The 23,525-nt window shown below is 64.5% G+C and carries 26 protein-coding genes; 13 read left to right on the forward strand and 13 right to left on the reverse strand.

Annotated features, from left to right (window positions below; translation table 11 throughout):
• Nucleotides 1–20: 20 nt before the first annotated feature.
• On the reverse strand, nucleotides 21–755 hold the full coding sequence (locus ACIA48_RS27770; RefSeq protein ID WP_396739115.1) for a DUF1906 domain-containing protein: 735 nt from the start codon (nucleotides 753–755) through the stop codon (nucleotides 21–23).
• Nucleotides 756–938: 183 nt separating this feature from the next.
• Between ACIA48_RS27770 and ACIA48_RS27775 the strand changes: the two genes are divergently transcribed.
• Genes ACIA48_RS27775 through ACIA48_RS27790 form a run of 4 tightly spaced genes read left to right on the forward strand, consistent with a single transcriptional unit; the run spans nucleotide 939 to nucleotide 4,865 of the window.
• On the forward strand, nucleotides 939–2,021 hold the full coding sequence (locus ACIA48_RS27775; RefSeq protein WP_396739117.1) for an ABC transporter ATP-binding protein: 1,083 nt from the start codon (nucleotides 939–941) through the stop codon (nucleotides 2,019–2,021).
• 2 nt (nucleotides 2,022–2,023) lie between these two features.
• Nucleotides 2,024–3,214 (forward strand): ABC transporter substrate-binding protein, encoded by a 1,191-nt coding sequence (locus tag ACIA48_RS27780; RefSeq protein ID WP_396739119.1) that lies wholly within the window; start codon nucleotides 2,024–2,026, stop codon nucleotides 3,212–3,214.
• Entirely contained in the window at nucleotides 3,193–4,065 is an 873-nt protein-coding gene (locus ACIA48_RS27785) for an ABC transporter permease (protein WP_396739121.1), read from the forward strand. The genes ACIA48_RS27780 and ACIA48_RS27785 overlap by 22 nt, the downstream gene beginning before the upstream one ends.
• The gene (locus ACIA48_RS27790; RefSeq protein WP_396739123.1) at nucleotides 4,065–4,865 is read left to right on the forward strand and encodes an ABC transporter permease; all 801 of its coding nucleotides are present in this window, start codon (nucleotides 4,065–4,067) and stop codon (nucleotides 4,863–4,865) included. Before ACIA48_RS27785 ends, ACIA48_RS27790 begins: the two co-directional genes overlap by 1 nt.
• 3 nt (nucleotides 4,866–4,868) lie before the next feature.
• Here ACIA48_RS27790 and ACIA48_RS27795 read toward each other — a convergent pair whose 3' ends face one another.
• The gene (locus ACIA48_RS27795; RefSeq protein ID WP_396739125.1) at nucleotides 4,869–5,636 is read right to left on the reverse strand and encodes a MerR family transcriptional regulator; all 768 of its coding nucleotides are present in this window, start codon (nucleotides 5,634–5,636) and stop codon (nucleotides 4,869–4,871) included.
• A 333-nt stretch (nucleotides 5,637–5,969) separates the two neighbouring features.
• Here ACIA48_RS27795 and ACIA48_RS27800 point away from each other — a divergent pair, with 333 nt between their 5' ends.
• The gene (locus tag ACIA48_RS27800) at nucleotides 5,970–7,241 is read left to right on the forward strand and encodes a nitrate/nitrite transporter (protein ID WP_396739127.1); all 1,272 of its coding nucleotides are present in this window, start codon (nucleotides 5,970–5,972) and stop codon (nucleotides 7,239–7,241) included.
• Between the two features lie 2 nt (nucleotides 7,242–7,243).
• On the opposite strand, the gene ACIA48_RS27805 is transcribed toward ACIA48_RS27800, so the two are convergent.
• Nucleotides 7,244–8,509: a low temperature requirement protein A gene (locus ACIA48_RS27805; RefSeq protein WP_396739128.1), complete on the reverse strand. Its 1,266-nt coding sequence runs from the start codon at nucleotides 8,507–8,509 to the stop codon at nucleotides 7,244–7,246.
• A gap of 124 nt (nucleotides 8,510–8,633) precedes the next feature.
• Between ACIA48_RS27805 and ACIA48_RS27810 the strand changes: the two genes are divergently transcribed.
• Together ACIA48_RS27810 and ACIA48_RS27815 are read left to right on the forward strand one after the other, a co-directional pair.
• Nucleotides 8,634–9,134, forward strand: a complete 501-nt coding sequence (locus tag ACIA48_RS27810) for a transcriptional regulator (protein WP_396739130.1) — start codon at nucleotides 8,634–8,636, stop codon at nucleotides 9,132–9,134.
• Between the two features lie 143 nt (nucleotides 9,135–9,277).
• Nucleotides 9,278–10,000, forward strand: a complete 723-nt coding sequence (locus ACIA48_RS27815) for a 2-C-methyl-D-erythritol 4-phosphate cytidylyltransferase (RefSeq protein WP_396739132.1) — start codon at nucleotides 9,278–9,280, stop codon at nucleotides 9,998–10,000.
• Here the strand turns inward: ACIA48_RS27815 and ACIA48_RS27820 are convergent.
• The 6 genes from ACIA48_RS27820 to ACIA48_RS27845 form a co-directional block, all read right to left on the reverse strand.
• Nucleotides 9,987–10,691, reverse strand: coding sequence for a 2-C-methyl-D-erythritol 4-phosphate cytidylyltransferase (locus ACIA48_RS27820; protein WP_396739134.1), 705 nt, complete (start codon nucleotides 10,689–10,691; stop codon nucleotides 9,987–9,989). The genes ACIA48_RS27815 and ACIA48_RS27820 overlap by 14 nt on opposite strands.
• Nucleotides 10,692–10,702: 11 nt before the next feature.
• Entirely contained in the window at nucleotides 10,703–11,356 is a 654-nt protein-coding gene (locus tag ACIA48_RS27825; RefSeq protein ID WP_396739136.1) for a hypothetical protein, read from the reverse strand.
• Entirely contained in the window at nucleotides 11,353–12,171 is an 819-nt protein-coding gene (locus ACIA48_RS27830; RefSeq protein WP_396739137.1) for a hypothetical protein, read from the reverse strand. The genes ACIA48_RS27825 and ACIA48_RS27830 overlap by 4 nt, the downstream gene beginning before the upstream one ends.
• 144 nt (nucleotides 12,172–12,315) lie before the next feature.
• Complete coding sequence (locus ACIA48_RS27835) at nucleotides 12,316–13,776, reverse strand: FadD3 family acyl-CoA ligase (protein ID WP_396739139.1); 1,461 nt, start codon at nucleotides 13,774–13,776, stop codon at nucleotides 12,316–12,318.
• Nucleotides 13,773–14,963 (reverse strand): amidohydrolase family protein, encoded by a 1,191-nt coding sequence (locus ACIA48_RS27840; RefSeq protein ID WP_396739141.1) that lies wholly within the window; start codon nucleotides 14,961–14,963, stop codon nucleotides 13,773–13,775. The genes ACIA48_RS27835 and ACIA48_RS27840 overlap by 4 nt, the downstream gene beginning before the upstream one ends.
• A 102-nt stretch (nucleotides 14,964–15,065) precedes the next feature.
• Nucleotides 15,066–16,595 carry an AMP-binding protein gene (locus ACIA48_RS27845; RefSeq protein ID WP_396739142.1) on the reverse strand — a complete coding sequence of 510 codons (1,530 nt, stop codon included), beginning with the start codon at nucleotides 16,593–16,595 and terminating at the stop codon, nucleotides 15,066–15,068.
• A gap of 82 nt (nucleotides 16,596–16,677) precedes the next feature.
• Here ACIA48_RS27845 and ACIA48_RS27850 point away from each other — a divergent pair, with 82 nt between their 5' ends.
• Entirely contained in the window at nucleotides 16,678–17,394 is a 717-nt protein-coding gene (locus ACIA48_RS27850; RefSeq protein WP_396739143.1) for an enoyl-CoA hydratase/isomerase family protein, read from the forward strand.
• Between the two features lie 21 nt (nucleotides 17,395–17,415).
• On the opposite strand, the gene ACIA48_RS27855 is transcribed toward ACIA48_RS27850, so the two are convergent.
• The 3 genes from ACIA48_RS27855 to ACIA48_RS27865 are packed head-to-tail and all read right to left on the reverse strand — an operon-like array spanning nucleotide 17,416 to nucleotide 18,736.
• Nucleotides 17,416–17,937 (reverse strand): VOC family protein, encoded by a 522-nt coding sequence (locus tag ACIA48_RS27855; protein ID WP_396739145.1) that lies wholly within the window; start codon nucleotides 17,935–17,937, stop codon nucleotides 17,416–17,418.
• Complete coding sequence (locus ACIA48_RS27860; protein WP_396739147.1) at nucleotides 17,934–18,359, reverse strand: nuclear transport factor 2 family protein; 426 nt, start codon at nucleotides 18,357–18,359, stop codon at nucleotides 17,934–17,936. Before ACIA48_RS27860 ends, ACIA48_RS27855 begins: the two co-directional genes overlap by 4 nt.
• Nucleotides 18,360–18,406: 47 nt before the next feature.
• Complete coding sequence (locus tag ACIA48_RS27865) at nucleotides 18,407–18,736, reverse strand: hypothetical protein (RefSeq protein ID WP_396739149.1); 330 nt, start codon at nucleotides 18,734–18,736, stop codon at nucleotides 18,407–18,409.
• Nucleotides 18,737–18,781: 45 nt separating this feature from the next.
• Between ACIA48_RS27865 and ACIA48_RS27870 the strand changes: the two genes are divergently transcribed.
• From ACIA48_RS27870 to ACIA48_RS27885, 4 genes are read left to right on the forward strand one after another with little or no spacing between them, the layout of a single operon-like run.
• Complete coding sequence (locus ACIA48_RS27870) at nucleotides 18,782–19,288, forward strand: hypothetical protein (protein ID WP_396739151.1); 507 nt, start codon at nucleotides 18,782–18,784, stop codon at nucleotides 19,286–19,288.
• 53 nt (nucleotides 19,289–19,341) lie between these two features.
• The gene (locus tag ACIA48_RS27875; protein ID WP_396739153.1) at nucleotides 19,342–19,761 is read left to right on the forward strand and encodes a Zn-ribbon domain-containing OB-fold protein; all 420 of its coding nucleotides are present in this window, start codon (nucleotides 19,342–19,344) and stop codon (nucleotides 19,759–19,761) included.
• A 16-nt stretch (nucleotides 19,762–19,777) separates the two neighbouring features.
• Nucleotides 19,778–20,923, forward strand: coding sequence for a thiolase family protein (locus ACIA48_RS27880; RefSeq protein WP_396739155.1), 1,146 nt, complete (start codon nucleotides 19,778–19,780; stop codon nucleotides 20,921–20,923).
• 54 nt (nucleotides 20,924–20,977) lie between these two features.
• Nucleotides 20,978–21,421 (forward strand): hypothetical protein, encoded by a 444-nt coding sequence (locus ACIA48_RS27885; protein WP_396739157.1) that lies wholly within the window; start codon nucleotides 20,978–20,980, stop codon nucleotides 21,419–21,421.
• A gap of 8 nt (nucleotides 21,422–21,429) precedes the next feature.
• Here the strand turns inward: ACIA48_RS27885 and ACIA48_RS27890 are convergent, their stop codons facing one another.
• Complete coding sequence (locus ACIA48_RS27890; RefSeq protein WP_396739159.1) at nucleotides 21,430–22,047, reverse strand: TetR/AcrR family transcriptional regulator; 618 nt, start codon at nucleotides 22,045–22,047, stop codon at nucleotides 21,430–21,432.
• 197 nt (nucleotides 22,048–22,244) lie between these two features.
• Between ACIA48_RS27890 and ACIA48_RS27895 the strand changes: the two genes are divergently transcribed.
• Nucleotides 22,245–23,525: a cytochrome P450 gene (locus ACIA48_RS27895; RefSeq protein ID WP_396739161.1), complete on the forward strand. Its 1,281-nt coding sequence runs from the start codon at nucleotides 22,245–22,247 to the stop codon at nucleotides 23,523–23,525.

A 23,525-nucleotide genomic window follows, 5' to 3' on the forward strand; every position in this document is an offset into this window, starting at 1 on the left:
CTTACCGGCCGGTAAGGTTTTTAGTCCCACTGCCCGAAACGGGGCTGCAGGATGTGATTGATGTCCACGCCGACGCCCCCGACCGAACGCTTGTCGATCTCGACCTGGTGCAAATGGGCGGCGCGGTGAGCGATCTTCCCCGGCGATCCCCAGTTGTGCTGCCAGAACCACGCCCCCAACCCATCCTGGATCGCCCATTCGATGGTCTTGGAGTTGGCGTAGACACCGGTGCGCTGATGCCCCAGTACCGCCTCCCACCCACGCAAGTACGGCGCGACCTGCTGTTTGTACTGCTCGTAGGTCGGATCGTCGTCGATTGAGGTGTAGATCGGCGCCCCATAGGAGCCACCCGCGGCGACGTGGAGTTCCCAGCCCCGCTTGGCGTGCGCGACACCGGCGTTCTGCCCGCCGAGCCAGTCCGCGGTGTCCTGCTTGCCGAATTGGTAGCAGGACACGATCTTGAGACCGTTCTGATAGAGGTCACGTGCCTCAGCCAGCTGGATCGGCTTCCCAAGCATCCACGCGCCGCCGGGCCTGCGATCCGAGACGTACCTGATGGCGCCCAACGCTCCCGAGGCCTTGATGTCGCTAGCGCTGATGACACCGGCGGCGTAGTCGAGCAGGACGCCCATCGGTGCAGCCGACGCCGTCGCGGGCGCAGCCGTGGAGGCCAACGCCTGCAGGCCGGCGCCGGCGGCGAGCGCAGCGGGCAGGGCCGCAGCGCCTTTCAGCACGTCACGCCGGGAAACTGACACGTGCCACAGAGTACGACAGCTGTATCAGATTTCACGACAACGCCACTGGTCACAGCTGCATCAAGATTCGTCACGGACCGTATGAAGTACGTGTCCGCGAGAGTCGGAGATATGACGGAACAAGCGCCGGTATGAAATCCGCGATGAACTGCGGCGCGACCTCCCAGTTCATACGATTTGGCCATGCCGTCGGACACGATCAGCGCGGGATCCGCTGTGAATGTCCCTGGTGACGCTCGAGATCCTCAGGTCGAGTTGATCGGCGTGCGAAAAGAATTCGGCGGCGTCGTCGCCGTCGAGAACGCCGACCTCGCCGTCACCGACGGCGAACTGTTCGCGATCCTCGGCCCGTCCGGTTCCGGAAAGACCACCGTCCTCCGCATGATCGCAGGATTCGAGCAGCCCACCGCCGGTGAGATCCGGCTCGGGGGCCTCGACGTCACCGGCCTTCCCGCACAGCGCCGCGATGTCAACACCGTGTTCCAGGAGTACGCGCTGTTCCCTCATATGACCGTCGCGCAGAACGTCGAGTACGGCTTGAAGGTGCGCGGGGTGCCCAAGGCCGAACGCAGGCGTCGGACCGCCGACGCGCTCGACATGGTCCGGCTCACCGAGCACGCGCCACGACGCCCCGAACAGCTGTCCGGCGGGCAGCGTCAACGCGTCGCGCTCGCGCGCGCACTCGTCGGGCAGCCGCGGGTGTTGCTGCTCGACGAGCCACTCGGTGCGCTGGACCGCAAGCTGCGCGAGCAGATGCAGATCGAGCTCAAGTCGATCCAGCGTGAAGTCGGCATCACGTTCGTCATCGTCACCCATGACCAGGACGAGGCGCTCAGCGTCTGCGACCGGCTCGCGGTCTTCAATCACGGGCGCATCGAGCAGGTCGGCGCGGCCCGCGAGGTTTACGAAAGCCCGGTCAACAGATTCGTCGCGGATTTCGTCGGCACCTCGAATGTGCTCGACGGTGCCGCGGCCGAAGTGCTCATCGGCCGGGCCGGAATGTTCGTGGTTCGGCCTGAGCGGATCGGCGTCTTCGCTGCCGGTACCGACTCGGTGCCGGGCGTGCGCACGGTCGAAGCGACGGTGACCGAGCTCATCTATGCCGGGCCCACCACCCGGATCACGGCACACACGCAGATCGGGGTCGACCTGACCGCCACGGTCCTCACCGCCAGCACGTGGCTGCCGCCCGACCTGCACCACGGCAGCCAGATCACGTTGGCATGGCCCGAGAAAGCGGTCCACACACTGACGAACGAGGAGTAGGGATGCCGTCAAAGTCACGAGTCAGACTTGTGCTCGCCGCCTGCGCCGCACTCGTGCTGGCCGGCACAGGCGGTTGCTCCAACCAAACCGGCGGAGGCGAGCCGCCGCCCAAGTTGGAGCCGCTGTCCGCCGTCGGGGACGGCGAGGGCGAGCTCAACCTGATCGCGTGGGCGGGCTACGCCGAAGACGGTTCGAATGACAACACTGCCGACTGGGTGACGCCGTTCGAACAACAGACCGGATGCCAGGTCAACGTGAAGATCGGCAACACCTCCGACGAGATGGTGCAGCTGATGCGCAGCGGTCAGTACGACGGGGTGTCCGCGTCCGGTGACGCGACGCTGCGGCTGATCTACGCCGGTGACGTCGCGCCGGTGAATACCGATCTCGTGCCGAACTACGCGTCCATTTCCTCGTTCCTGAAGGACAAGCCGTGGAATTCGGTGGACGGCAAGATGTATGGGATCCCGCACGGCTGGGGCGCCAACCTGTTGATGTACAACATCGAGGTCGTGCGTGATGCGCCGAACTCGTGGTCGGCGGTCTTTGACGATGCGGGCAAGTACGAGGGCAAGGTCACCGCGTACGACTCCCCCATCTATATCGCCGACGCGGCGCTGTACCTGTCGAAGTCGAACCCGGAACTCGGCATCAAGGATCCGTACTCGTTGACCCCCGAACAACTCGACGCGGCAACCGAGTTGCTCAAGAAGCAGCGGGAGAGCATTGGCGAGTACTGGTCGGATTACACCAAAGAAGTGCAGGCGTTCGAATCGGGCACCTCGGTTATCGGCACGACGTGGCAGGTCATCGCGAACATGATCGGGGCGGACAACAGAGTGCAGGTCAACACCGTCCTGCCCAAGGAAGGTTCGACCGGATGGTCGGACACCTGGATGATCTCGTCAAAGGCCGCGCATCCCAATTGCATGTACAAGTGGATGAATTGGATCTCCTCACCGGAGGTCAACGCCGAGGTCGCCGAATACTTCGGTGAGGCGCCGGCCAACCCCGAAGCGTGTGAGCACACCACCGAACCCGATTTCTGCGATATCTACCACGCAACCGACGAAGACTTCGCCGCCAAGATCCACTACTGGACCACGCCGCAGAAGAACTGCGTCGACGGCAGCGGGGACAACTGCACGGCCTACAACGAGTGGGTCGACAAATGGCAGCAGATCAAGGGGTGATGCGGCGCGCCGCCGGCCCGTCGGTTTCGGTACGACGGCGCGTCGGCCTCGGCTTACTGCTCGCGCCACCCATGGCTTGGCTGGTGATCGCATATCTTGGATCCCTTGCCGTGCTTCTGGTTTCGGCCTTCTGGAGTACGGATGCCTTCACCGGCGCGGTGGTGCACACGTTCACACTCGACAACGTCGTGCGGGTAGCGACTGATGACCTCTTCCGCTCCGCGGCGGTGCGCACCGTATCGGTCGCGCTGGCCGTCACCATCATCTGCGTGGCGCTCGCGGTGCCGCTGGCGTTCTACATGGCCAAGGTCGCATCGCCGCGGGTGCGGCTGGCGCTCGTGGTCGCGGTGACAACCCCGTTGTGGGCCAGCTATCTGGTCAAGGCATACGCGTGGCGCATGCTCATGTCTCCCGAGGGCCCGCTGGTCTGGGCGACCGACTACACCCCCGGATACGGTCTGACCGCCACCATCGTGACGCTGACGTATTTGTGGTTGCCCTACATGGTCCTGCCGGTGTTCGTGGCGTTCTCCCGCGTACCGGACTCGCTGCTCGACGCGAGCGCCGACCTCGGCGCCTCTGATTGGTCGACGCTGCGAATGGTGTTGGCGCCGTTGGTGTTCCCTGGCATCGCCGCAGGGTCCATTTTCACGTTTTCGCTGTCGCTCGGCGACTACATCGCGGTGACGATCGTCGGCGGCAAGACCCAGTTACTCGGCAACATCATCTACGGCCAACTCGTCACCGCAAACAACCAGCCGCTAGCGGCCGCGTTGTCGGTCATCCCGCTGCTGGCGATCGTGGCCTATCTGCTCGCGATGCGACGCACGGGCGCGCTGGAGAACATCTGATGTTGTCCAACACCGCCCGTCGCCTCGCTCGAGGCTGGACGCTGCTCGTATTGCTGTTCCTCTACGCTCCGATGCTTCTCGTTGTCGTAAACGCGTTCAACAGCTCGCGCACTTTCGCCTTTCCCCCGACGGGTTTCACGCTGCGGTGGTGGTCGGACGCGTGGAACAGCCACGGCATGTGGCAGTCGCTCGCGAACTCGGCCGTCGTCGGTCTCGGCGCCACCGCCATCGCGCTGGTTCTTGGGACCATGGCTGCCGTCGCCGTACAGCGGTACGACTTTTTCGGTAAGCATGTTGTGAGTCTGCTTGTGGTACTGCCGATCACGCTGCCGGGAATCGTCACCGGCATCGCATTGAATGCGACGTTCACGTCGGCGCTGGGCATGTCTCTGGGCCTGGCCACCGTCATCATCGGCCACGCGACGTTCTGCATCGTCATTGTTTTCAACAACACCCAGGCGCGGCTGCGCCGGATGGGGAGCAACCTGGAAGACGCCTCGGCGGACCTCGGTGCGTCACCGTGGCAGACGTTCCGCTACGTGACCTTCCCGATGATGCGGGGCTCGGTGGTGGCGGGCGCGGTGCTGGCGTTCGCACTGTCCTTCGACGAGATCGTCGTCACGACGTTCACCGCCGGTCCGACAGTGCAGACACTGCCGATCTGGATTTTCGGAAACTTGTTTCGCCCCAACCAGGCACCCGTGATCAATGTGGTCGCCGCCGCGCTCACGATCGTCGCGATCATCCCGGTGTGGCTGGCGCAGCGCTTCGGCGGTGATCCCGCCGTCAGTAGGGTGTGACAGCTACAGCCGCAAGAGGTCGCTCAGCAGAGCGCCGCCGGAGTATCCCGCTGCCGCCCCGGCCGAGACCTGCCGCTCCATCGACTCTTCGAGGCGGTCCGACAGGACGTGCCCCCACAGTTCGCGAAAGTCCTGCGTGATCTGATCCAATGCTTCGACGTCATCCGGTCCCGGCTCGCGACTTCGCCCGAGCCTGGCCGCCATGACCTCTTCGAGCGAGCGGACGAAACAGATCGCCATGCGGTCGGCGGCGTCCCCGCACGACTCGTAGAACCGAATCAATGCACGGATGTACTCCGACTGGTCCGAGGCTCGCCCGATGATTTCGGCAATCATCGGATCGGCAACGACGACGCGACCGTGGCGCCGTTCGGCCAAGCCGTAATCAACGAGCGTGTTCGCTGTATCACCGTGCGGATCGATATCGAGGGTGCGCGGTTTGGCTGCCGGCTGGTCGTCTGCCGGAGTCTCGTCGGTGGCTGCGGACTCGTCTTCTCGCGGCCCGAGCAACGCGCGCTGGATACCGAGGATGTCAGCCAGATCGGCACCCTGACGCATGCTCGCGAAGAACTCCGCGATGTGGGCTGAGTTGAATCCCCGACGGAGTAGCTGATTGATCGTGCGCAGTTGCGACAGGTGGTAGTCGTCGTAGTAAGCGGAACGGCCTACTCGACGCGGCGCGTCCAGCAGCCCACGTTCGCGGTACGCGCGAATATTGCGGGTGCTTACACCGGAGATGCGGGACAGCTCATCCAGACGGTACTCAGCCAACGAAAAGCACCCCGGTCGGCATCGGGGCGCGGAGTGGCCATGGACCGCGACGGTTCATGGCTTCACTGTAACGCGCAGCGTGCAGATTTAGCGAAGGGTCACCCAACAAAAACAGGGCTTTCAGCTAAGTCCGTCGTCGCGCGCTATCAGCAAATTTTACTGCATGGTAAATATCTATCGCGTTTGAATGCATCTTGTAGCCAACTTTGCCTGCGACGGATTGTCGCATCGGGTGAGTGACCTCACCGTTAAACGATTGGCTTCCCAGCCCACGGTTGCGGGAGGATGACGAGGCAGACATTAAGACAAATTCGGCAATAGCGAGGTTTCGGCGTGCGTCCCTGGATCGTGTGGACCACCGGACTCTTCGCCTATATCGTCGCCGTCCTCGACCGCACCACGCTCGGGGTTTCTGGCCTCGATGCGGCCGACCGTTTCTCGGCAGGCCCCACCGTGTTGTCGGCGTTCGTGGTGCTCCAGGTCATCGTCTATGCGGGCGCGCAGGTTCCGGCAGGCCTGTTGCTCGACCGATTCGGATCCAAAAGCCTGATCGTCGCGGGTGCCGCACTGATGGCCTCGGGCCAGCTGGCCTTAGCGTTCACCGAATCTCTTCCGGTCGCCATCGGCGCGCGTGCGGTCGTCGGCCTGGGTGACGCGTTCACCTTCATCTCGGTGCTGCGCCTGGTCCCCCACTGGTTCAGCCCCCGGCAGGTGCCGTTGGTCACCCAGCTGACCGGGATCTGCGGTCAGCTCGGCCAGGTGCTGTCCGCCATCCCCTTCTTCGCCCTGCTCACCGGCTTGGGCTGGACCACCGCCTACGTCTCGGTGGCCGCGCTGGGCATGCTGTCCATCGTCCTCACGCTGCTCCTGGTCCACGACACCCCCGAAGGCCGCATCGTCGAAACCGAAGCCACATCGCTGCGCGAAATCCTGGTCAGCGTCAAGACGGTGTGGCTGCGACCGGGGACACGGCTGGGCTTCTTCACACATATGGGTACGCAGTTCTCGGTCACGGTATTCGCGCTGATGTGGGGTGTCCCGTACCTCACTGTCGCCCAGGGTCTTTCGGCAACCATCGCGGGCACCCTGTTGACGCTCTCGGTCCTCGCCGCCATCTCCGCGGGCATCCTGATCGGCATCTTCACCGGACGTCATCCGAACCGTAGATCGCGGTTGGTGCTCTGCATCATCGCCAGCAACGCCGTCATCTGGTCCGTGGTGCTCGCGCTGCCCGGCCGGGCGCCGCTGTGGCTGCTGGTGGTGCTGGTGGTGGTCATCTCGGTGGGAGGTCCCGGATCGATGGTCGGTTTCGACTTCGCCCGAACCTTCAATCCGCGGGCGACGCTCGGCACCGCTTCCGGCATGGTCAACATGGGCGGCTTCATCGCGTCATTGCTGGTCATGCAGTTCATGGGCATCATCCTCGACGCGGTGGGCGACATCTCGTTCGAGTCGTTCCGGCTGGCGTGGACGGTTCAGTACGCCATCTGGGTGCTTGCGGTGGTGGGCATCCTCATCACCCGCCGCAAGGCGCGCGCCGTGATGCGGGCGGAGAATGAACGCATGCTGATCGAGGGTTTCGAGCCGCACCCCGCGCCGCGGTAACGCTAGCGGCCGTGTTCCAGGGCCTTGGCGATGTCCGCCGCGGCGTGTCGATGGCCCGCGACCTCGTAGCCGATCACGGTCACCAACGGTGCGAGCGTGACGACCAAAAGGCAGTTCGCCATCGAAAAGCCCGCCGCGGCCAACCACACGGCTATGCCAAGCACTGCCGCGGTGAGTACCAAGAGCACGAGGTGGAACAGCGAGACCTTGCGCACGATCACGAAATAGAGCGCATAAATCGAAAGGACGTACAGGCCGACCGGCAGTGCCACGGCCAACACAGTCTCCACGGAGCTCAACTTGGAGTGGTGCTCGATGTAATACGCGGCGACATGCAAGCCGGCACCCGTCGCCACGATCGCCCCGTACATCACGATCGGTAGGTAGCCGAACCAGAACGACCGCTCGCGGTGGGCGTGCAGGAGTTCGGCCTGTGGCACCACGAAATACGACCACCACATTCCGAACGTCAGCCCAATACCGGCAACCACCACAAAGGCGGCGTCATACGACCAGCCCTGCGCACTGACCACAGCCGACAACGAGGCCACTGTGCCGACGACACCTTCGCCGAGCGCGATGATTGCCAGCAGGCCATAGCGTTCGGCGATGTGATGCGCGTGCCACGGAGTGCCACCCCTGCGCGTCTCGGCAAGCAGTGGACCCAACGTCTCCACCCCGATCAACAGCGCGACCACGACGAAGGTCACCGGAATCGAGGTGTGCAGCAGCAAGGCGGCCAACCAGCCGACCTGCGCGATGGTCACCCACAGCGCATAGGTCAGGCAGGCAGGCCGATGTTCGGGATCCTGGCTGGCCGCGCGTAACCACTGCCCAACCAGGGCAATTCGCATGACGATGTAGCCGGCCACCATTACGCGGTTGTCGACGTGCTGGCCGTGTTCGATCGACGCGAACATCGGTGGGAAGCCGAGCGCCATGACGATGACGCCGACCATCTGCAGCATCGTCGTCAGCCGGTAGACCCAGTCGTCGGTGTCGAAGGCAGAGGCGAACCAGCTGAAGTTGATCCATGCCCAGCACACCGAGAACGTGGCGAGGGAGAAACCGAGCAGACCGGCGCCGACGTGGTTTTCGGCCAGCAAATGGGCGAACTCGTTGGCGGCAATGCCGAACGCGATGACGAAGGTCAGGTCGAACAGCAGCTCCAGGGGCGTGGCGACGCGGTGCTGTTCGTCGGGATCACGTCCCGTCATCCGGCGAACCCGGTGCTGGTTGATCGTCGGTCGCTGCGGCGCTTCACTCATATGGTCCGTCCTTTCCGCCCTATATTTCACCGCATCCTCGGTGCGAGATCCGCACGACATCGGTGAGATATGGGGTAGTGCACTACTCACGCCCCAGCCCGGCGATCGGAAGCACGATCGAAGCGTGGACCAGTTCTCAGTGAGTTTGCTCGGTGACTTCGCGGTTTACCACGGTGATCGGCGCGTCACACTGCCACCCGCTTCTCAACGGCTCGTCGCGATCGTCGCGATGAAGCGCAATCCCGCGCACCGCCTGTGGGTGTGCGACAAGCTTTGGCCGAACGCCCATCTCCCCCGCGCTGTCGCGAGCCTGCGATCGGCACTGTGGCGGCTACGGCCTGCCGGCGCCGCTCCCTTGCTGACGGTGGATCCGCAATACCTTCAGATGTCCCCCGACGTCTACGTCGACTGGCACCACTCCGACGATCTCATCGAGCAGCTGCTCAACGGCGATGCCGACGCTCAGTTGGTATCCGACCTGCTGCCGCTCCTTCGGGCCGGCGACCTTCTCGACAGGTGGCTCGAGCGCTGGGTCACCAATGATCGCAACCAGTATCACGTCAAGCGCAAGACCGCGCTGCAGGTGATCGCCGATCGTTGCTCCGCAGAACCGAGCACCCCATGAACGCGGCCGTGGTGCTGGGCATCTCGGTGTGCGTCCCACTGGCCGCGATCGGCCTTTACACCCTGCAGTCGCGCCTGGAGCGGTGGGACCACGACCGGCACGCAGAAGACTGACAACCGACGGCGGCCGGGCAATGACAAGATATGAGCATGAGCGCGACGCCGAGGCCCCATGCCGTCGCCGTCGTGTTGGCAGCCGGGCTGGGAGCGCGGGTCGGCGCCGACGGTAACAAGGCCTATCTGCGCATCGCCGGTCGTTCCATGGTGGCCTGGTCGATCGACACGCTCGCACGGGTGCCTGAGATCGCGCGCACCGTGTTGGTGTTCCGGCGCGGCGAGTTCGAGCTGGCCAGGGATACGCTGCGGCGGGAAGTGCCAACGGCGACAGTGGAGTTCGTCGAAGGCGGCGACACCAGACACGCGTCCGAGACCAACGTGTTGCGGCATTTGGCCACCGACATCGACTCCGGCGCCATCGACGTCGTCGTCATCCACGACGCCGCCCGGCCGGTGGCCGGCCCCGACATGTTCGTCACCGCGCTGTCGGTCGCCCGCGAGTTCGGCGGCGCGATCCCCGCGATTCCAGCTGCGGATGTGGTCCGCACCAGAAACGGTGATGACATCGAATCATTGACCGGCTCTGCCACATTGGTGCGCGTCCAGACACCACAAGCTTTTCGCGCCCCGGCGCTCCTGCGCGCGTACCGCGCGGCCGAGCGCGAAGGGTTCGAGGGCACTGACACGTCCTCGTGCGTCGAAGAATTCACCGATGCCGAGGTACGCACCTTTCGCGGCGAGCAGCGCAACCTCAAAGTGACCTACGCTCGGGACATCGAAGTCGCCGAACGTCTCCTCACCCGCCGGTAGGCTCCGCTCGCCTGGTAGCGAGGACCGCCTCGATGAACTCTGCGTCCCCCGGCAGTTCGGCACGGAACGCATCGGGATCGCCCTCGACGAAGGTGACGGGTACGGCAGAGTTCACGGCCAAAGCAATCTCGTCGAACTCGTCGGTCGTGCCCCGCGCGAGCAACTCGCCCAACGCGTCGACAGTGAAGCCGCGGGGGTACTGGACCGCACGCAGCACTGACCGATCGACCGTGGCGGTGATCGAACCGCGCATATCGACGGATTTCACGCTGTCGGTCACCGCCAATGCCGGCAGCACGACTGTGCCACCGCCGCGCATTCCTTCGGCCACACGGTTCACAAGATCAGCCGACGCCAACGGACTGGAGATGTCGTGAACGAGGACGTGGCTCGTCGAGAACGACGCTCGCCGAAGGTATTCCAGTGCCGCACCGATGCAGTCGGCCCGGTGCGCTTCTCCGGCTAACGGCGCGACGCTGACGGATGCCAGGTCTTCGGATACGAGGGCCGCCCGCGCGTCGCCGACGAGACGCTCGGCCACAGCAACGACGACCCGTTCAGAGTCTGACACCGCGTCGAGCGCCGCTCGCACGATCCGCGTCAAGGGCGGTTGAGCTCCCAGCGCCAGGAATGCTGCCTCCGGGTTCGCCACAACCGAAATCGGAAGCGGGACAACGGCCGAAAGCTCCACAGGCTCAGACGCTAGACCGGGTCGAAGGTGTTGATCAACCAGCGGCCGTCGATCTTTTTCAATCCGACCTTGACACTGCTGGCCGCGAACGCGCCGTCGGGGTTTTCCTTGCTGGTCGTCGTCTGATTGATGAACAACAGCACGGTCGCGGAGTCGGGATGCATCTCGGACACCGCGGCCCGCACCACCGACGCAGCGGTCTTGACCTGCTTCTCCTTGGCAGCCGGCGTGACGATCTTCTCGGTGAAATCTGTGTAGTACGAGAGGAAGTCACCGGTCAGATTCGATTTGGCTGTCGCGAAGTCCTTGTCGAGACTGTCCGGCGAATACGACAACAACGCGATGGTGCCGGTCTTCGCTGCCTCCAGCGCGACATTCGTCGAGTCGACGTTGGTCTGCTGGTCTACCCGGTACTGATAGAAGTACAGCCAGCCGGCCACTCCCGCTGAAATGACCAGTGCGGCTGCGACAAGAATGACTCCGATGTTGCGGCGGATGGGTCCGCGGTTGCGACGCGCGGGTTCGGCGTCCTCTTCACCCGAGTCCACGTGGTCAACGCTGGTTTCCTCGTCGGCTTCACCGGACTCGGTGATCTCAACAGCCTCGGTGCTCTCCTCAGCGGTGGGCTCTTCCGCCGACGGTTCGGAATTGTCTTTCTTGCTCACGGTACGAACTCGACTTTCGACATCTTGATCTGGCCACCGTCCACCCGTTCGAGGTTGACCGAGAGCCGCCATGCGCGCGGCTCTTGTTTTGCGCCTGAGGTATTGGTGACGCGGGAGGTCGCGGCCACGATCACCACCGCGGAGGTCGGAGTCATCGACTCGACCGCGGTGGCGGTGACATTGACATCGGTGATCACCTTGGCGTCCTGGGCAACCTTGATGAAATCGGCCGCCTGGTCTTCGAAGTCTTTCTTGAACTGACCGGTCGTGTTCTCGATGATGCGCTGCACGTCGGCCTGCGCGTTGTTGAAGTCCAACGACATCAATGTCACGACACTCTGCCGACCGGCAGCTTGATATTCCGCGTCGAGCTGTCGATTGTCGACGGCTTTCCGGTGCTCTTGGACCATGAGGACGCTGGCCGTGATCAACGCGGCGGTGCAGAGGATCGCGAGTGTCATGGCGACGACCTTGACGATGAGACCCCATCGGCGTCCGGTGGGCTCGGCTTCGCCGTCGTAGTCAGCGGCGGTGTCGGGCTGCTCGGCAACAGCGTCGGCCGGTGCCTCCTCGGTCAGCTCGGCCTCGGCCTCCGCCTTGGACCTGGCTTCGGCCTCCTCTGCCTCGCGACGCAACCGGATCGCCTTCGCCTTCGCGCGCGCAGCGGCGGCGACGGCCTCGGCTTCGGCCGCTTCGGCTTCAGCCTCCTCGGCCAGTGTCAGCGCATCACCCGTCGTACCGTCCGCCTCGTTGGGCGGGTCCCCGGCACGCTGATCAGTGTCGGTCGCCGACGCACGGCGCCTGAATGACGGCACAGCGACCTCCTTGCCTGTATTTCGCACTACTCACGAGAATGCCATTTTCCTTTTTTGCGTATCGCCGCGACGATACCTTCCCTTGGGAGGCCCGGCCAACGCCGCCCTTCCTGCGGAAATGCTATTTACACGCTGTGCGCACGCTCAGCTGTGCAGCTTCTTCAAGTCGTCCTTCACCACCTTGCCGGTGGCGTTCAACGGCAGCTTGTCGAGGAACTCTACATACCGGGGCACCTTGAAACCCGCCATTCGTTCGCGGCTCCACTCGATGAGGTCGTCGCTGCTGACCGCAGGTCCGTTGTCGTTCATCACGATGAACGCCTTGCCCACCTGCCCCATGCGCTCGTCAGGCACCCCGATTACCGCCACCTGCGCGATCGCCGGGTGTTCGAGCAGGAAGCCCTCGATCTCGGCGGGGTAGGCGTTGAATCCGCCGACGATGAACATGTCCTTCTTGCGGCCGACGATCCGCAGCCTTCCTGCGGCGTCGAGCGTGCCGAGATCGCCGGTGTGCAGCCAGCCGTCGTCGTCGATCGCCTCTGCGGTGGCGACCGGATCGTCGAGGTATCCCTGCATGACGTTGTAGCCCCGCACCAATACCTCGCCGTCGTCGGCGATACACACCTCGACGTCTTCGCATGGCAGGCCCGCGGTGGTCGCGACGTCTTCGGGTGAGTCACCCGGCCGTGACAGCGTGACGTTGCCCGCCTCGGTGAGTCCGTAGCCCGTCATCAGCGACTCGAAGGGCAGATCATCGCGAATTCGCCGAATGAGTTCGACGGGTATGTCTGCCGCACCTGTGACCGCCGCCCGCAGCGTGGACAGCCTGGCCTTGTCAGCGATGGTGAGCAGCGAGTGGTACAGCGTCGGCGGGCCCGGCAGCATCGTGATGCGTTCGGCCTCAACGAGTTCCACCACACGATCGACGTCGAACACCGCCAGCGGCACCATCGTCGCACCGCGCAGGAACGACGCGACCAGACCCGCCTTCAACCCGAAGGTGTGGAAGTACGGGTTGATCATCAGGTAGCGGTCGCCGTTCCGCAGATCCGCCAGAGTCGCCCACTCCTCGTAGGCGCGCAGCGTCTGGAGATGGTTCATCCTGGCGCCCTTGGGCCTGCCGGTCGTGCCCGAAGTGAAGATGATGTCGGAGATGTCGTCTCCGCTGACCCGGCGGTGCAGAGGTGAGCCCGACGACAGGAAACCGGACTTCAGATCGATGACCGGCACCCCGGAGGGTGCGGCATAGTCCTGGTCGAGGAAGCCCTGTTGCACCATGACGGCCTTGGCTCCGCTGCGGACGATGATGTCAGCGGCCTCGTCGGCTTTGAAGCGGGTGTTCACCGGGACCAGCACCGCGCCTGCGGTCATGATTCCGAATGCGGCGATCATCCATTCCGCAGAATTCGGTGCCCAGACGGCGACCCGGTCACCCTTCTCCACACCGAAGTCCGCGAAGGCCCCTGCCGCGCAACAAATCCGATCGACGACCTCAGTGAAGGTGAGGCGCAGCGGACCGTCGACAACCGCTTCCGCGTCGCCGAACCGGTCCGCCGCGCTCAAGACCATCTCGGGGATGGTCTGAAAAGGTTGCGTACCCGTCACACGGTGACAAGGCGGCCGAGGTTGCCGCCCATGATCTTCGCCTGATCCTCGAGCGCGAGGTGTTCGAGCGCGGTCACGTAGTGGGTCGGCTCTGCCAGGCCCTCCGGGTGCGGCCAGTCGGAGCCGTACAGCACCTGATCCACGCCGATCAGATTGATCAGCTGATCGATGCCCTCCTCGTAGAACGGGCTGACGTAGATGCGGTTCTTGATCTCCTCGATCGGGTTGCCGAGGAAGGCCTCCGGCGCCTTCTTCCATACCTCTGCCATCGAATCCAGCAGCGGGAACATCCACTTCGAGCCGGCTTCGACGATGCCCACCTTCAGCTTCGGGAAGCGGAACAGCGCGCCGTGAATCACCCAGGAGGCCACCGCATCCTGAATCGGGCGCCATTCGTTGAGGATCGACATGGCGTTGGTCTGGAACGGCAGCATCTCCTGTGCCGCTCCGTCCCACTCGGAGGTGTATCGGGAGTAGCCACTGTCAGACGAGTGCATACCGACGAAGATGTCGTACTCGACGACGCGCTCCCAGAAGGGATCGAACTCGGGCAGCGCGAACGACCGCGGGCCGCGGAAACCAGGCACCGGCGCGGGCCGGATGAGGATGGCGCGGGCACCGCGCTTGACGCACCACTCCAGCTCCTCGATCGCCTTTTCGACGATCGGCAGGGTGATCACTGGCGTCGTGAAGATGCGGTTCTGATAGTTGAAGCCCCACACCTCGTGCAGCCACTCGTTGAGCGCGTGGATGATCACGTGGATGGCGACCGGGTCGTTGGCCAGACGCTCCTCGATCAGGCTGGCCAGCGTTGGGAACATCAGTGAGCGGTCGATGCCCAGCTCGTTCATCTTCTCCAGCCGCGGCTCGGGCTCGAAGAACGCCGGAATGGCGCGCATCGGCTCACCGAACAGCTCGCGCTTGCTCTTACCGTCGGGGTTTCCGAATTTGAAGTACTCCTCCCACGCGCCTGGCTTGGCGACCACCGAGAACGTGGGGTTCGGGATGTAGTTGCTGATCACACCGTTGAGCGCGATCTTGGTGCGGCCGTTGATCTCGATGTACTGGACGATGTCCTTGTACTCCTTGGGGAGGTACTTGGTCATCGCCTCCGGCGGCTCGTAGAGATGGTTGTCGGCGTCGAACAGCGGAAACGGAATGTCGACCCGGTGCGACAGTTGGCCCATGAAAGACTCCTTATCCTCTTACGAGAATCCTATTCTCCTGTTGGCATGGTAACAAGGTTTTGGCCGCAGTGGTAATGGCGTTACCGCCAGGCTGCCGGCCGCTCACTCTTGCAGTGACTGCCGGACGCGAAACTTCTGCACCTTGCCGCTCGCGGTGCGCGGATAGTCGTCTACCCGGTGCAGTTCCTCGGGCCACTTCTGGACCGCGACGCCCTCCCCCTTGAAGTGCTCGCGTACCTCGTCCAGCGAGGGCATGTCCTGACCGTCGCGCACCCGCAGCACCGCGGCCGCGCGTTCGCCAAGCCGGTCGTCGGGCACTGCGACCACCACGGCCTCCACGACAGCGGGCATACCGAGCAGAACTTCTTCGACCTCGAGCGCGCTGATGTTCTCCCCGCCCCGGATGATCACGTCGGCCTTGCGGTCGGTGATCGTGAGGTAGCCGTCGTCGTCGAGGACGCCGACGTCGCCGGTGCGGTACCAACCGTCGGCGTCGAACGCGCGCTCGGTCAGCGCGTCGTCGGTGTAGCCGAGGCACAGATCGGGCCCCCGGCTGAAGATCTCGCCGTCAGGCCCGAGTCGGATCTCCACGCCGGGCCGGACATCGCCATCGGTGAACAGCCGCTTGTCCTCCGGCGCACTGCGGCGGGACCCGGTGATTGAAGGGTGCTCGGTGCTGCCATAGGAGCGGAACACGAACATTCCGAGATCGGCCAGCCGCCGGGTCACCGCTGCCGGAACGGTCGAGCCGCCCAACCCGACCGTGGTGAAGTGGCGAATGTGGTTCGGTGTGCAGTCCGGATGGTCGAGCACGCTCGTGACGAAGTACGGCGGACCGCCCCCGATCGACAACCCGTCACGTTCGATGAGCTCGAGTACGCGGCCCGGGTCCCATACGTCGCACAGATCGATGGGCGCACCTTCGAGCACCGGGATGAGGAACGCACCGAGCATCCCGATGAAGTGCCCTACCGGCGTTGCGGTCAGCTGTCTGCCGCGGTCGGGGGGGTAGTTCTCGAGGAGCTGACGCGTCTCGAAACCGAGGGTCTGGTGGCTGTGGATGACGCCCTTGGGGTTGCTTGTCGTACCCGAGGTGAAAGCGATCAGCGCCGGGCTCGCGGGGTCCGCGCCGATGGTGCCGGGCATCGGGTCGTCCGCGAGAAGGTCGTCGAACGTGTCACCCACCAGCCCGACGATCGGCACGTCCGCGCAGAGGTCGGCGTGGAACGTCATCCGGCCGAACTCGGCGGTGGTGATGAAGACCTTCGGCCGCGCCGTCGACATGATGTGGCTGAGTTCTTTGCGCCCGTAGAAATGCACGATCGGCACGACGACCGCACCCAGGAACGTGGACGCCCAGAACGCGGCGGCGGCCTCCATCCAGTTCGGCAGCTGGATGGCGACGACGTCACCCGGCCCGACGCCACGCGACCGAAGTCCCGCGGCCAACCTGCGAGCCTGGATCTCGACGTCACCGAAAGTTCCGGAGAATGGCCGGACCGCGGAATGCACGTGGAAGGCGGCCGTGGGGTTGGCCGCCAGCCCGCCGGCCACCAGATCCCCGAGTGTTTCCTCCGTCCACCAGCCTTCGGCGACATACCGTTTGGTCAAGTCATCAGGGATGTTTCGCATGAATTCGGCTGCACCTCCGCGTCGGGCAACGATGCTATTCTCCGCTAGAGAGAATGCCAATACCGAAGACGGAGAACGCTCGATGGTCGACCTCGATGTGGACGACGGGCTGGCGGTCATCACCATCGACCGACCGCACGCGCGCAACGCCATCTCCCTGGTGACGATGGACCAACTGGAGAAGGCGCTCGACGGCGCCGAGGGTGCGCGGGCACTCGTCATCACCGGTGCGGGAGACCGGGCCTTCGTCTCCGGCGGTGACCTCAAGGAACTGAGCGCGCTGCGCACCGAACTCGACGCCTCGGCAATGGCTTTCCGTATGCGGACCATCTGCGACCGAATCGCCGGCTTTCCCGGTCCGACGATCGCGGCGTTGAACGGGCACGCGCTGGGCGGGGGCGCCGAGTTCGCGGTCTCGGCCGACATCCGGATCGCCGCCGACGACATCAAGATCGGCTTCAACCAGGTGGCGTTGGAGATAATGCCGGCGTGGGGCGGGGCCGAACGTCTCGTCGCACTGGTGGGCTATAGCAAGGCGCTGCTGCTGGCGGGCACCGGATCCATCATCGGCGCCGCGGACGCCGAACGGTTGGGGCTGGTGGACCGCGTCATTCCACGGGCGTCGTTCGACAGCGGCTGGCGCGATCTCGCCCGCGCACTGGCCCGCCGTCCGGCGGGTGAGATCAAGCGCGTCATGAAGGGTGCGACGACCACCGACGCCGTCGCGGCCTTTGCACGCCTATGGGTTAGCGACGAACACTGGGCCGCCGCCGACAAGGTGATGAAGCGCGACAAGTAGCGCGCTGACGAGCGCGAACCCTTACCCGCCGAGCACCCGAATCGGGTCGCTGCCGTCCCAGCCGACTGCGGCATCGCGGATGAACTTGCCCATGCCGGAGGTGATTTCGTTGTCCTCCATGAGCTCGATGACAGTGGCCGGGCTGTTCGGTGGCTCGAGGTAGGCGAACCGCGTGCCCACATTCTCGTCACCGAGCCACACCACCGACCAGCCGGCCTCGCGTACCGAGGCCATCGTGGCGTCGAAATCCTCGGTCCAGTAAGCGAGTTGGTGATAACCCGGGCCGCGTGCTTGCAGGAACTCGGTATAGATGCTCGGGGTGCTGTCCTCTTGTTGGATCAGTTCGATCTGCATTTCCCCGCTGTTGGCCAACGCCATCGAGATCGTCACCTCACATGGCTGGCCGCGGTAGGACGCGCTGATCGGGATTCCGCGCATAACGTAGAACGGGCCGACGCCCAACTCGATCCAGGGCGCGAGCGCCGCATCCAGATCGTCGACGATGTAACCGATCTGACGGATCGGTCCCGGCAGAATGCTCATGACTGCGGCACCACGGTTACACCGGACTGCACCCTCGCGATATTCGTGGTGCGCTTGGCGATGCGCCACCCATCCGGCGTACGGACGAGTTCGTCATCGTAATGCCCAAGCGCCTCAACCCAAGTGGCCGGATCGTCGGGGACCGCTTGCAGATGGGCGAAGACATAGGACCTGGCCGTGGCCCGATCCCCGTCGACGGTGATCGTGAAGTTCGTCAGCCGGTGATACGTCGGCCCCATGGCGTCGTGCATCTGCGTCATCAGCTGGGTGATGGCATCGACGCCCGAGTACCGCCCGACCTCGCCGTAATCGCAGTCGACATCTTCGGTCCAGCAGGTGCGCAACAGCGCCCAGTCCTTGAAGTCGATTCCGGTGGCGTAGCGAATCAGAACGTCCTCGATCTGCGCTTTATCGGCATCCACACGGGCAGGCTAACGCACGCCGCGGGTTACAACACCCGGAGTCTTTGTCAGCTGCCGCCGCCACCGCAGCCGCCACCGCCGCAACCTCCGCCGCCACCGCAGCCGCCATATCCGGCACCCATTCCGCCGGCGGCCCCCGCCGCCCAGGCCTTGCGTTTCTTCGGTTTGCGCGCCGACATGCGTTTGGAATGCGCTTGCCAGAGCGGGTCTTCAGTGGGCAGGTGGACCTTGTCGGTCCCACTGCTCATCCCACCCAGGCGCGACTGAGAACCTCGAAAACGACGCGACGATTTCGATCGCTTGCGGGCGACGACCATCGCGATCGCGATCAGCGCCGTGGCCGCAACCCCGATACCTATGAGCACCCCCGTATTCATGGGCAAAGGCTACGCCGAGTTTCACGTCCGACCTAGGGTGAAGCCGTGTGGCGACGGCGCGACGACCCGGTAGATCGCGTACTTGTTGCGGTGACGGAACTCGAACTTCCGCCCGCGGTGTTCAAGACGTGCCCGTGGCAACCACGTGAGCTCATCGAGGCCGGGCTGCGGCAGTGGCTGAGGTGTTGTGCGGCGGCGATGCGCGACGATCAGGTGATCGGGATGCCGTCGCACGCGGTGGACGAGGCGTGGCACGGCCTGATCCTGTGCACCGCGCGCTATGCCGCGTTCTGCGAAAAGGCGTACGGCCGGTTTCTGCATCACCATCCCGATGGTGGCCAACCCGCCGATGCCGTCGCGGATTCGATGGACGAACAGCTTCGCCGGACGGTGATCGCGTGGTCATTCGTCGCGCAGCCGGGTGAGCAGTGCGTGTTGTGGGACCTCGATCGCCGAGTCGGAGTGGACCGGCCATGGGGCCTGGACCTCGCCCGCATCGCGGCAATCGAGGCGGACATCCCGCGGGTCATCGCAGGCGAGCCGAACCGCTGATGCGGACATAGTTCTCTCTAGACGAGAACGTCATTTCCAATTATGGTAAACCCGTGTCCACCCAGAAAGCGCTCGCACCCGAGATCTCCACGTGGCCCGACGAGAACCCGCAGCTGATCGGCAGTCGCTGCGGTGTGTGCGGGGCGACCACCTTCCCCATTCAGCAGCGCTGCCCCAAGTGCAGCGCAGGCGAGATGTCCGACGTGCGGCTCCCCCGCACCGGCACCCTGGTCGCCTGGACGACCCAGGGCTTCCCGCCCGGCGCCCCCTACAAAGGACCTGCCGGTAAGGACTTCGTGCCGTTCGGTGTGGGTCTGGTCCAACTCGATGACGTCATTCGCGTCGAGGGCCGGCTCACCGAAAACGACCCCGAGAAGCTGCAATTCGGCATGGAGGTCGAGCTGACCATGGTGCCGTTCACGACCGACGACGAGGGCAACGAGATCATCACCTTCGCGTTCCAGCCGGTGTAGAGAGGACTTAGAGCCAATGACGAACGACGTCGCCATCATCGGAGTGGGGCTCCATCCATTCGGCCGCTTCGACAAGACGGCCATGGAGATGGGCGCCGAAGCGATCCAGCTGGCACTGACGGATGCCGGCGTCGAGTGGAAGGACATTCAGTTCGGCTTCGGCGGTAGCTACGAGGTGTCCAACCCCGACGCGGTCACACGTCTCGTCGGCCTCACCGGTATCACCTTCACCAACGTGTTCAACGCCTGCGCGACCGCGGCGTCGGCGATCCAGCAGACGGCCGACACGATCCGGCTCGGCAAGTACGACATCGGTATCGCCATCGGTCTGGACAAGCATCCCCGCGGCGCATTCACCGACGATCCCGCCAAGCTGGCCCTTCCGCAGTGGTACGCCGAGAACGGTCAGTTCGTCACCACCAAGTTCTTCGGCATCAAGGCCAACCACTACATCCACAAACACGGCATCTCGCAGGAGACGCTGGCACGGGTGGCCAACAAGAACTTCCGCAACGGTGCGCTCAACCCGAACGCGTTTCGCCGCAAGGAGATCTCCGTCGACGAGATCCTCAACTCCGCCGTGCTGAACTACCCACTCACCCAGTACATGTTCTGCGCCCCCGACGAGGGCGCGGCGGCGGTGATCATGTGCCGCGGAGACATCGCGCACAAGTTCACCGACAAGCCGGTGTTCGTGCGCGCCAGCGAGATTCGTACACGCACCTTCGGCGCGTACGAAGTGCACGCGACGTGCGCACCGCTCGACGAGGATCCGTCTCCGACGGTGTACGCCGCCAAGGCGGCCTACGAGGCGGCGGGAATCGGTCCCGACGATGTCGACATCGCCCAGCTCCAGGACACCGACGCGGGCGCCGAGGTGATCCACATGGCCGAGACCGGACTGTGCGCCGACGGCGAACAGGAGAAGCTGCTGGCCGACGGAGCCACCGAGATCCACGGGTCCATTCCGATCAACACCGACGGCGGGCTGATCGCCAACGGCGAACCGATCGGCGCATCGGGTCTGCGGCAGGTCCACGAGCTGGTGCGCCAGCTTCGTGGCGAGGCGGGCGACCGGCAGGTGCCCGGGGAGCCGAAGGTCGGTTTGGCGCAGGTGTACGGCGCGCCAGGCACCGCGTCGGCGACCATCCTGTCGGTCTGAGTCAGATCGCGCATTCGGCACACCGTGCGAAAACATGGTTCTAAAATTCGGGGAATGAAGTTTCCAGCGACACCCCGTGTTTCGAGGTCGGAAGCGTTGCTCCGGCTCGCTTCGGCAACCGTCCTGGCCGCTTCGGCCGCCGCCGTGGCGACCGTGCCTGCGAACGCTCAGGCGCCGCTGCACAACGTCAAGTACACCGTTTTCGCCGAGGGGCCGGCATACCTCGAGATCTACTACCGCGACATCGACCCGCCCAACTGGGCCGATTACAGCCATAACCCGTACGTCTACACCCCGAAGGTCGAGGCCGACGTCGGACCCGATCAGCAGTGGAACCTCGACGTCCAGCTCGCCAATCCCGACGACTGGGCGATGGTCGTAGCGAGGGGCGAAACGGGCCTGACGCCGAACGTCCACTGCGTCCTGGCGGTGGATGGCGTCGTCGTCAAGACGCATCAAGGACCCAAGGGTGCGCTCTGCTCAATTCGCAACTGGTAGCCGCTGATTCACAACGGATCAGCGACGGGAAGCGGATCGCCCTCCAGTCGCCGGATCCATTGCTCGCAATACGCGAACGTTTCGGCGTGACCGGTGGTCATGCCCAGCGCGCGTTCCATCACCAGGCCCTGCGACACACTCGTAGCGAACACCGTCCACACCACAGGCGGGACGTCTTTGGACACCACACCGTAGCGGTCGAGCGCGGCCTCGATCGCCGCGTTCTGTTCTGCGCGGAATCGTTCGGCGTAATAGATGATCTCGGCACGCAGTGCCTTGCGGTGATTGGCCAGACCCATGAATTCCATTGTCAGTCTGGTGGCCTCAGGCTGCGTGCTGAACCTCCACAGCGACCACAGCGGCTGCGGCGATGTGAGTGCCGTCTGGAGCACGCTGAGCCCCGCCTCGGCCATCCGGCGGAACACCGCGAGGAAGAGATCCTCCATGGTGCGGAAGTAATAGTGGACAAGCTGGGGCTTGAGTCCGGCCTTGTCTGCAACTCGGCGCGACGTGACCGCGGCGTAGCCCTCCTCGAGAAGCAGCTGCTCGGCGGCATCGAGCAGCACGCCGCGATTCTTCGCCTCCGGCGCCCCGATCCTTCGCAGGCCCCCAGGAGCCTCAGCCATGGCATCAGTCCTCTTTCTCGGCGTCGCGTGGTACGACACGCCGATCGTAGTGGCGACCGGCCGCGTGTCCTTGACCCTGACCTTAGCGCCATGCTAAGCAGGTGCTCAGCATATTCGGATAGCCGGCCCGCCCATGCGGCCGATTCAGTCACAGCCACGACGCAGACATGCGCCGAACCTGGAGGGCTCACAAGACGATGACCACGGATTTCGACTCGATCGACTACTTCACCGATCCGTCGCTGGTGCCCGACCCGCATCCGTATTACGACCACGTGCGGTCCAAGGATCCGGTGTGCTGTCCGATCAACAACGGCGTGTTGGCCGTCACCGGCTGGGAGGCGGCGAACTCCGTTTACAAGGACACCGAGAACTACTCGTCGTGTGTCGCGGTGATGGGCCCCTTCACGCCGATGCCGTTCACACCGGAGGGCGACGACATCTGTGCGCAGCTCGAAGAGCACCGCACCGAAATCATCATGCACGAGCACATGGTCACGATGGATCCGCCACATCACACCGACGCTCGGTCCGTCCTCTCGCGGCTGCTGACCCCCAAGCGGCTCAAGGAGAACGAGGATTTCATGTGGCGGCTGGCTGATCGCCACATCGACGAGTTCATCTCCGCGGGCCACTGCGAGTTCCTCAACGCGTACGCCAAGCCCTTCTCGCTTCTTGTGGTCGCCGACCTCCTCGGCGTGCCCGAGGAAGACCACGAAGACTTCCGCCAGGCGTTCGGCGCCCAGGGCGAGGGAACCAACATCGGAAGCCTCGACCACGAGGTCATCGCTGTGAACCCACTCGCGTGGGCCGACGAGAAGTTCTCGCAGTACATCGAGGAACGCCGCGAGAACCCGCGCGACGATGTGCTGACGTCAATCGCGACCGCGAAGTACCCCGACGGCTCCACCCCAGAGGTGGTCGACGTGGTGCGCACCGCGACGTTCCTGTTCGCCGCCGGACAGGAGACGACCGCGAAGTTGCTCGGTGCGGCAATGCGTGTGCTCAGCGACCGGCCCGACATCCAGCAGCAGCTGCGCGACGACCGCAGCCTCATCCCGGTGTTCGTCGAGGAGTGCCTACGGATGGACAGCCCGGTCAAGAGCGTGTTCCGGATGGCCCGCAAGTCAACGACACTCGGCGAGACCCCGGTGCCCGCCGGAACCACAGTGATGGTGAGCCCCGGCGCCGCCAACCGCGATCCGCAACGCTTCGAGAACCCGCACGAGTTCTCCCTCGATCGCAAGAACGTGCGCGAGCACATCGCGTTCAGCCGCGGCATTCACTCGTGCCCCGGCGCTCCTCTGGCTCGGGTCGAGGGCAGGGTCTCGATCGAGCGGCTCCTGGACCGGTTGGTCGACATCACCGTCAGCGAGGAGAAGCACGGGCCGCTGGACGCCCGCCGTTACGAGTACGAGCCGACGTTCATCCTGCGCGGGCTGACCGAGATCAACATCGAGTTCACACCCGCCAGTTAG

It is taken from the genome of Mycobacterium sp. NPDC051804 (assembly GCF_044452905.1).
GTDB lineage: Bacteria > Actinomycetota > Actinomycetes > Mycobacteriales > Mycobacteriaceae > Mycobacterium.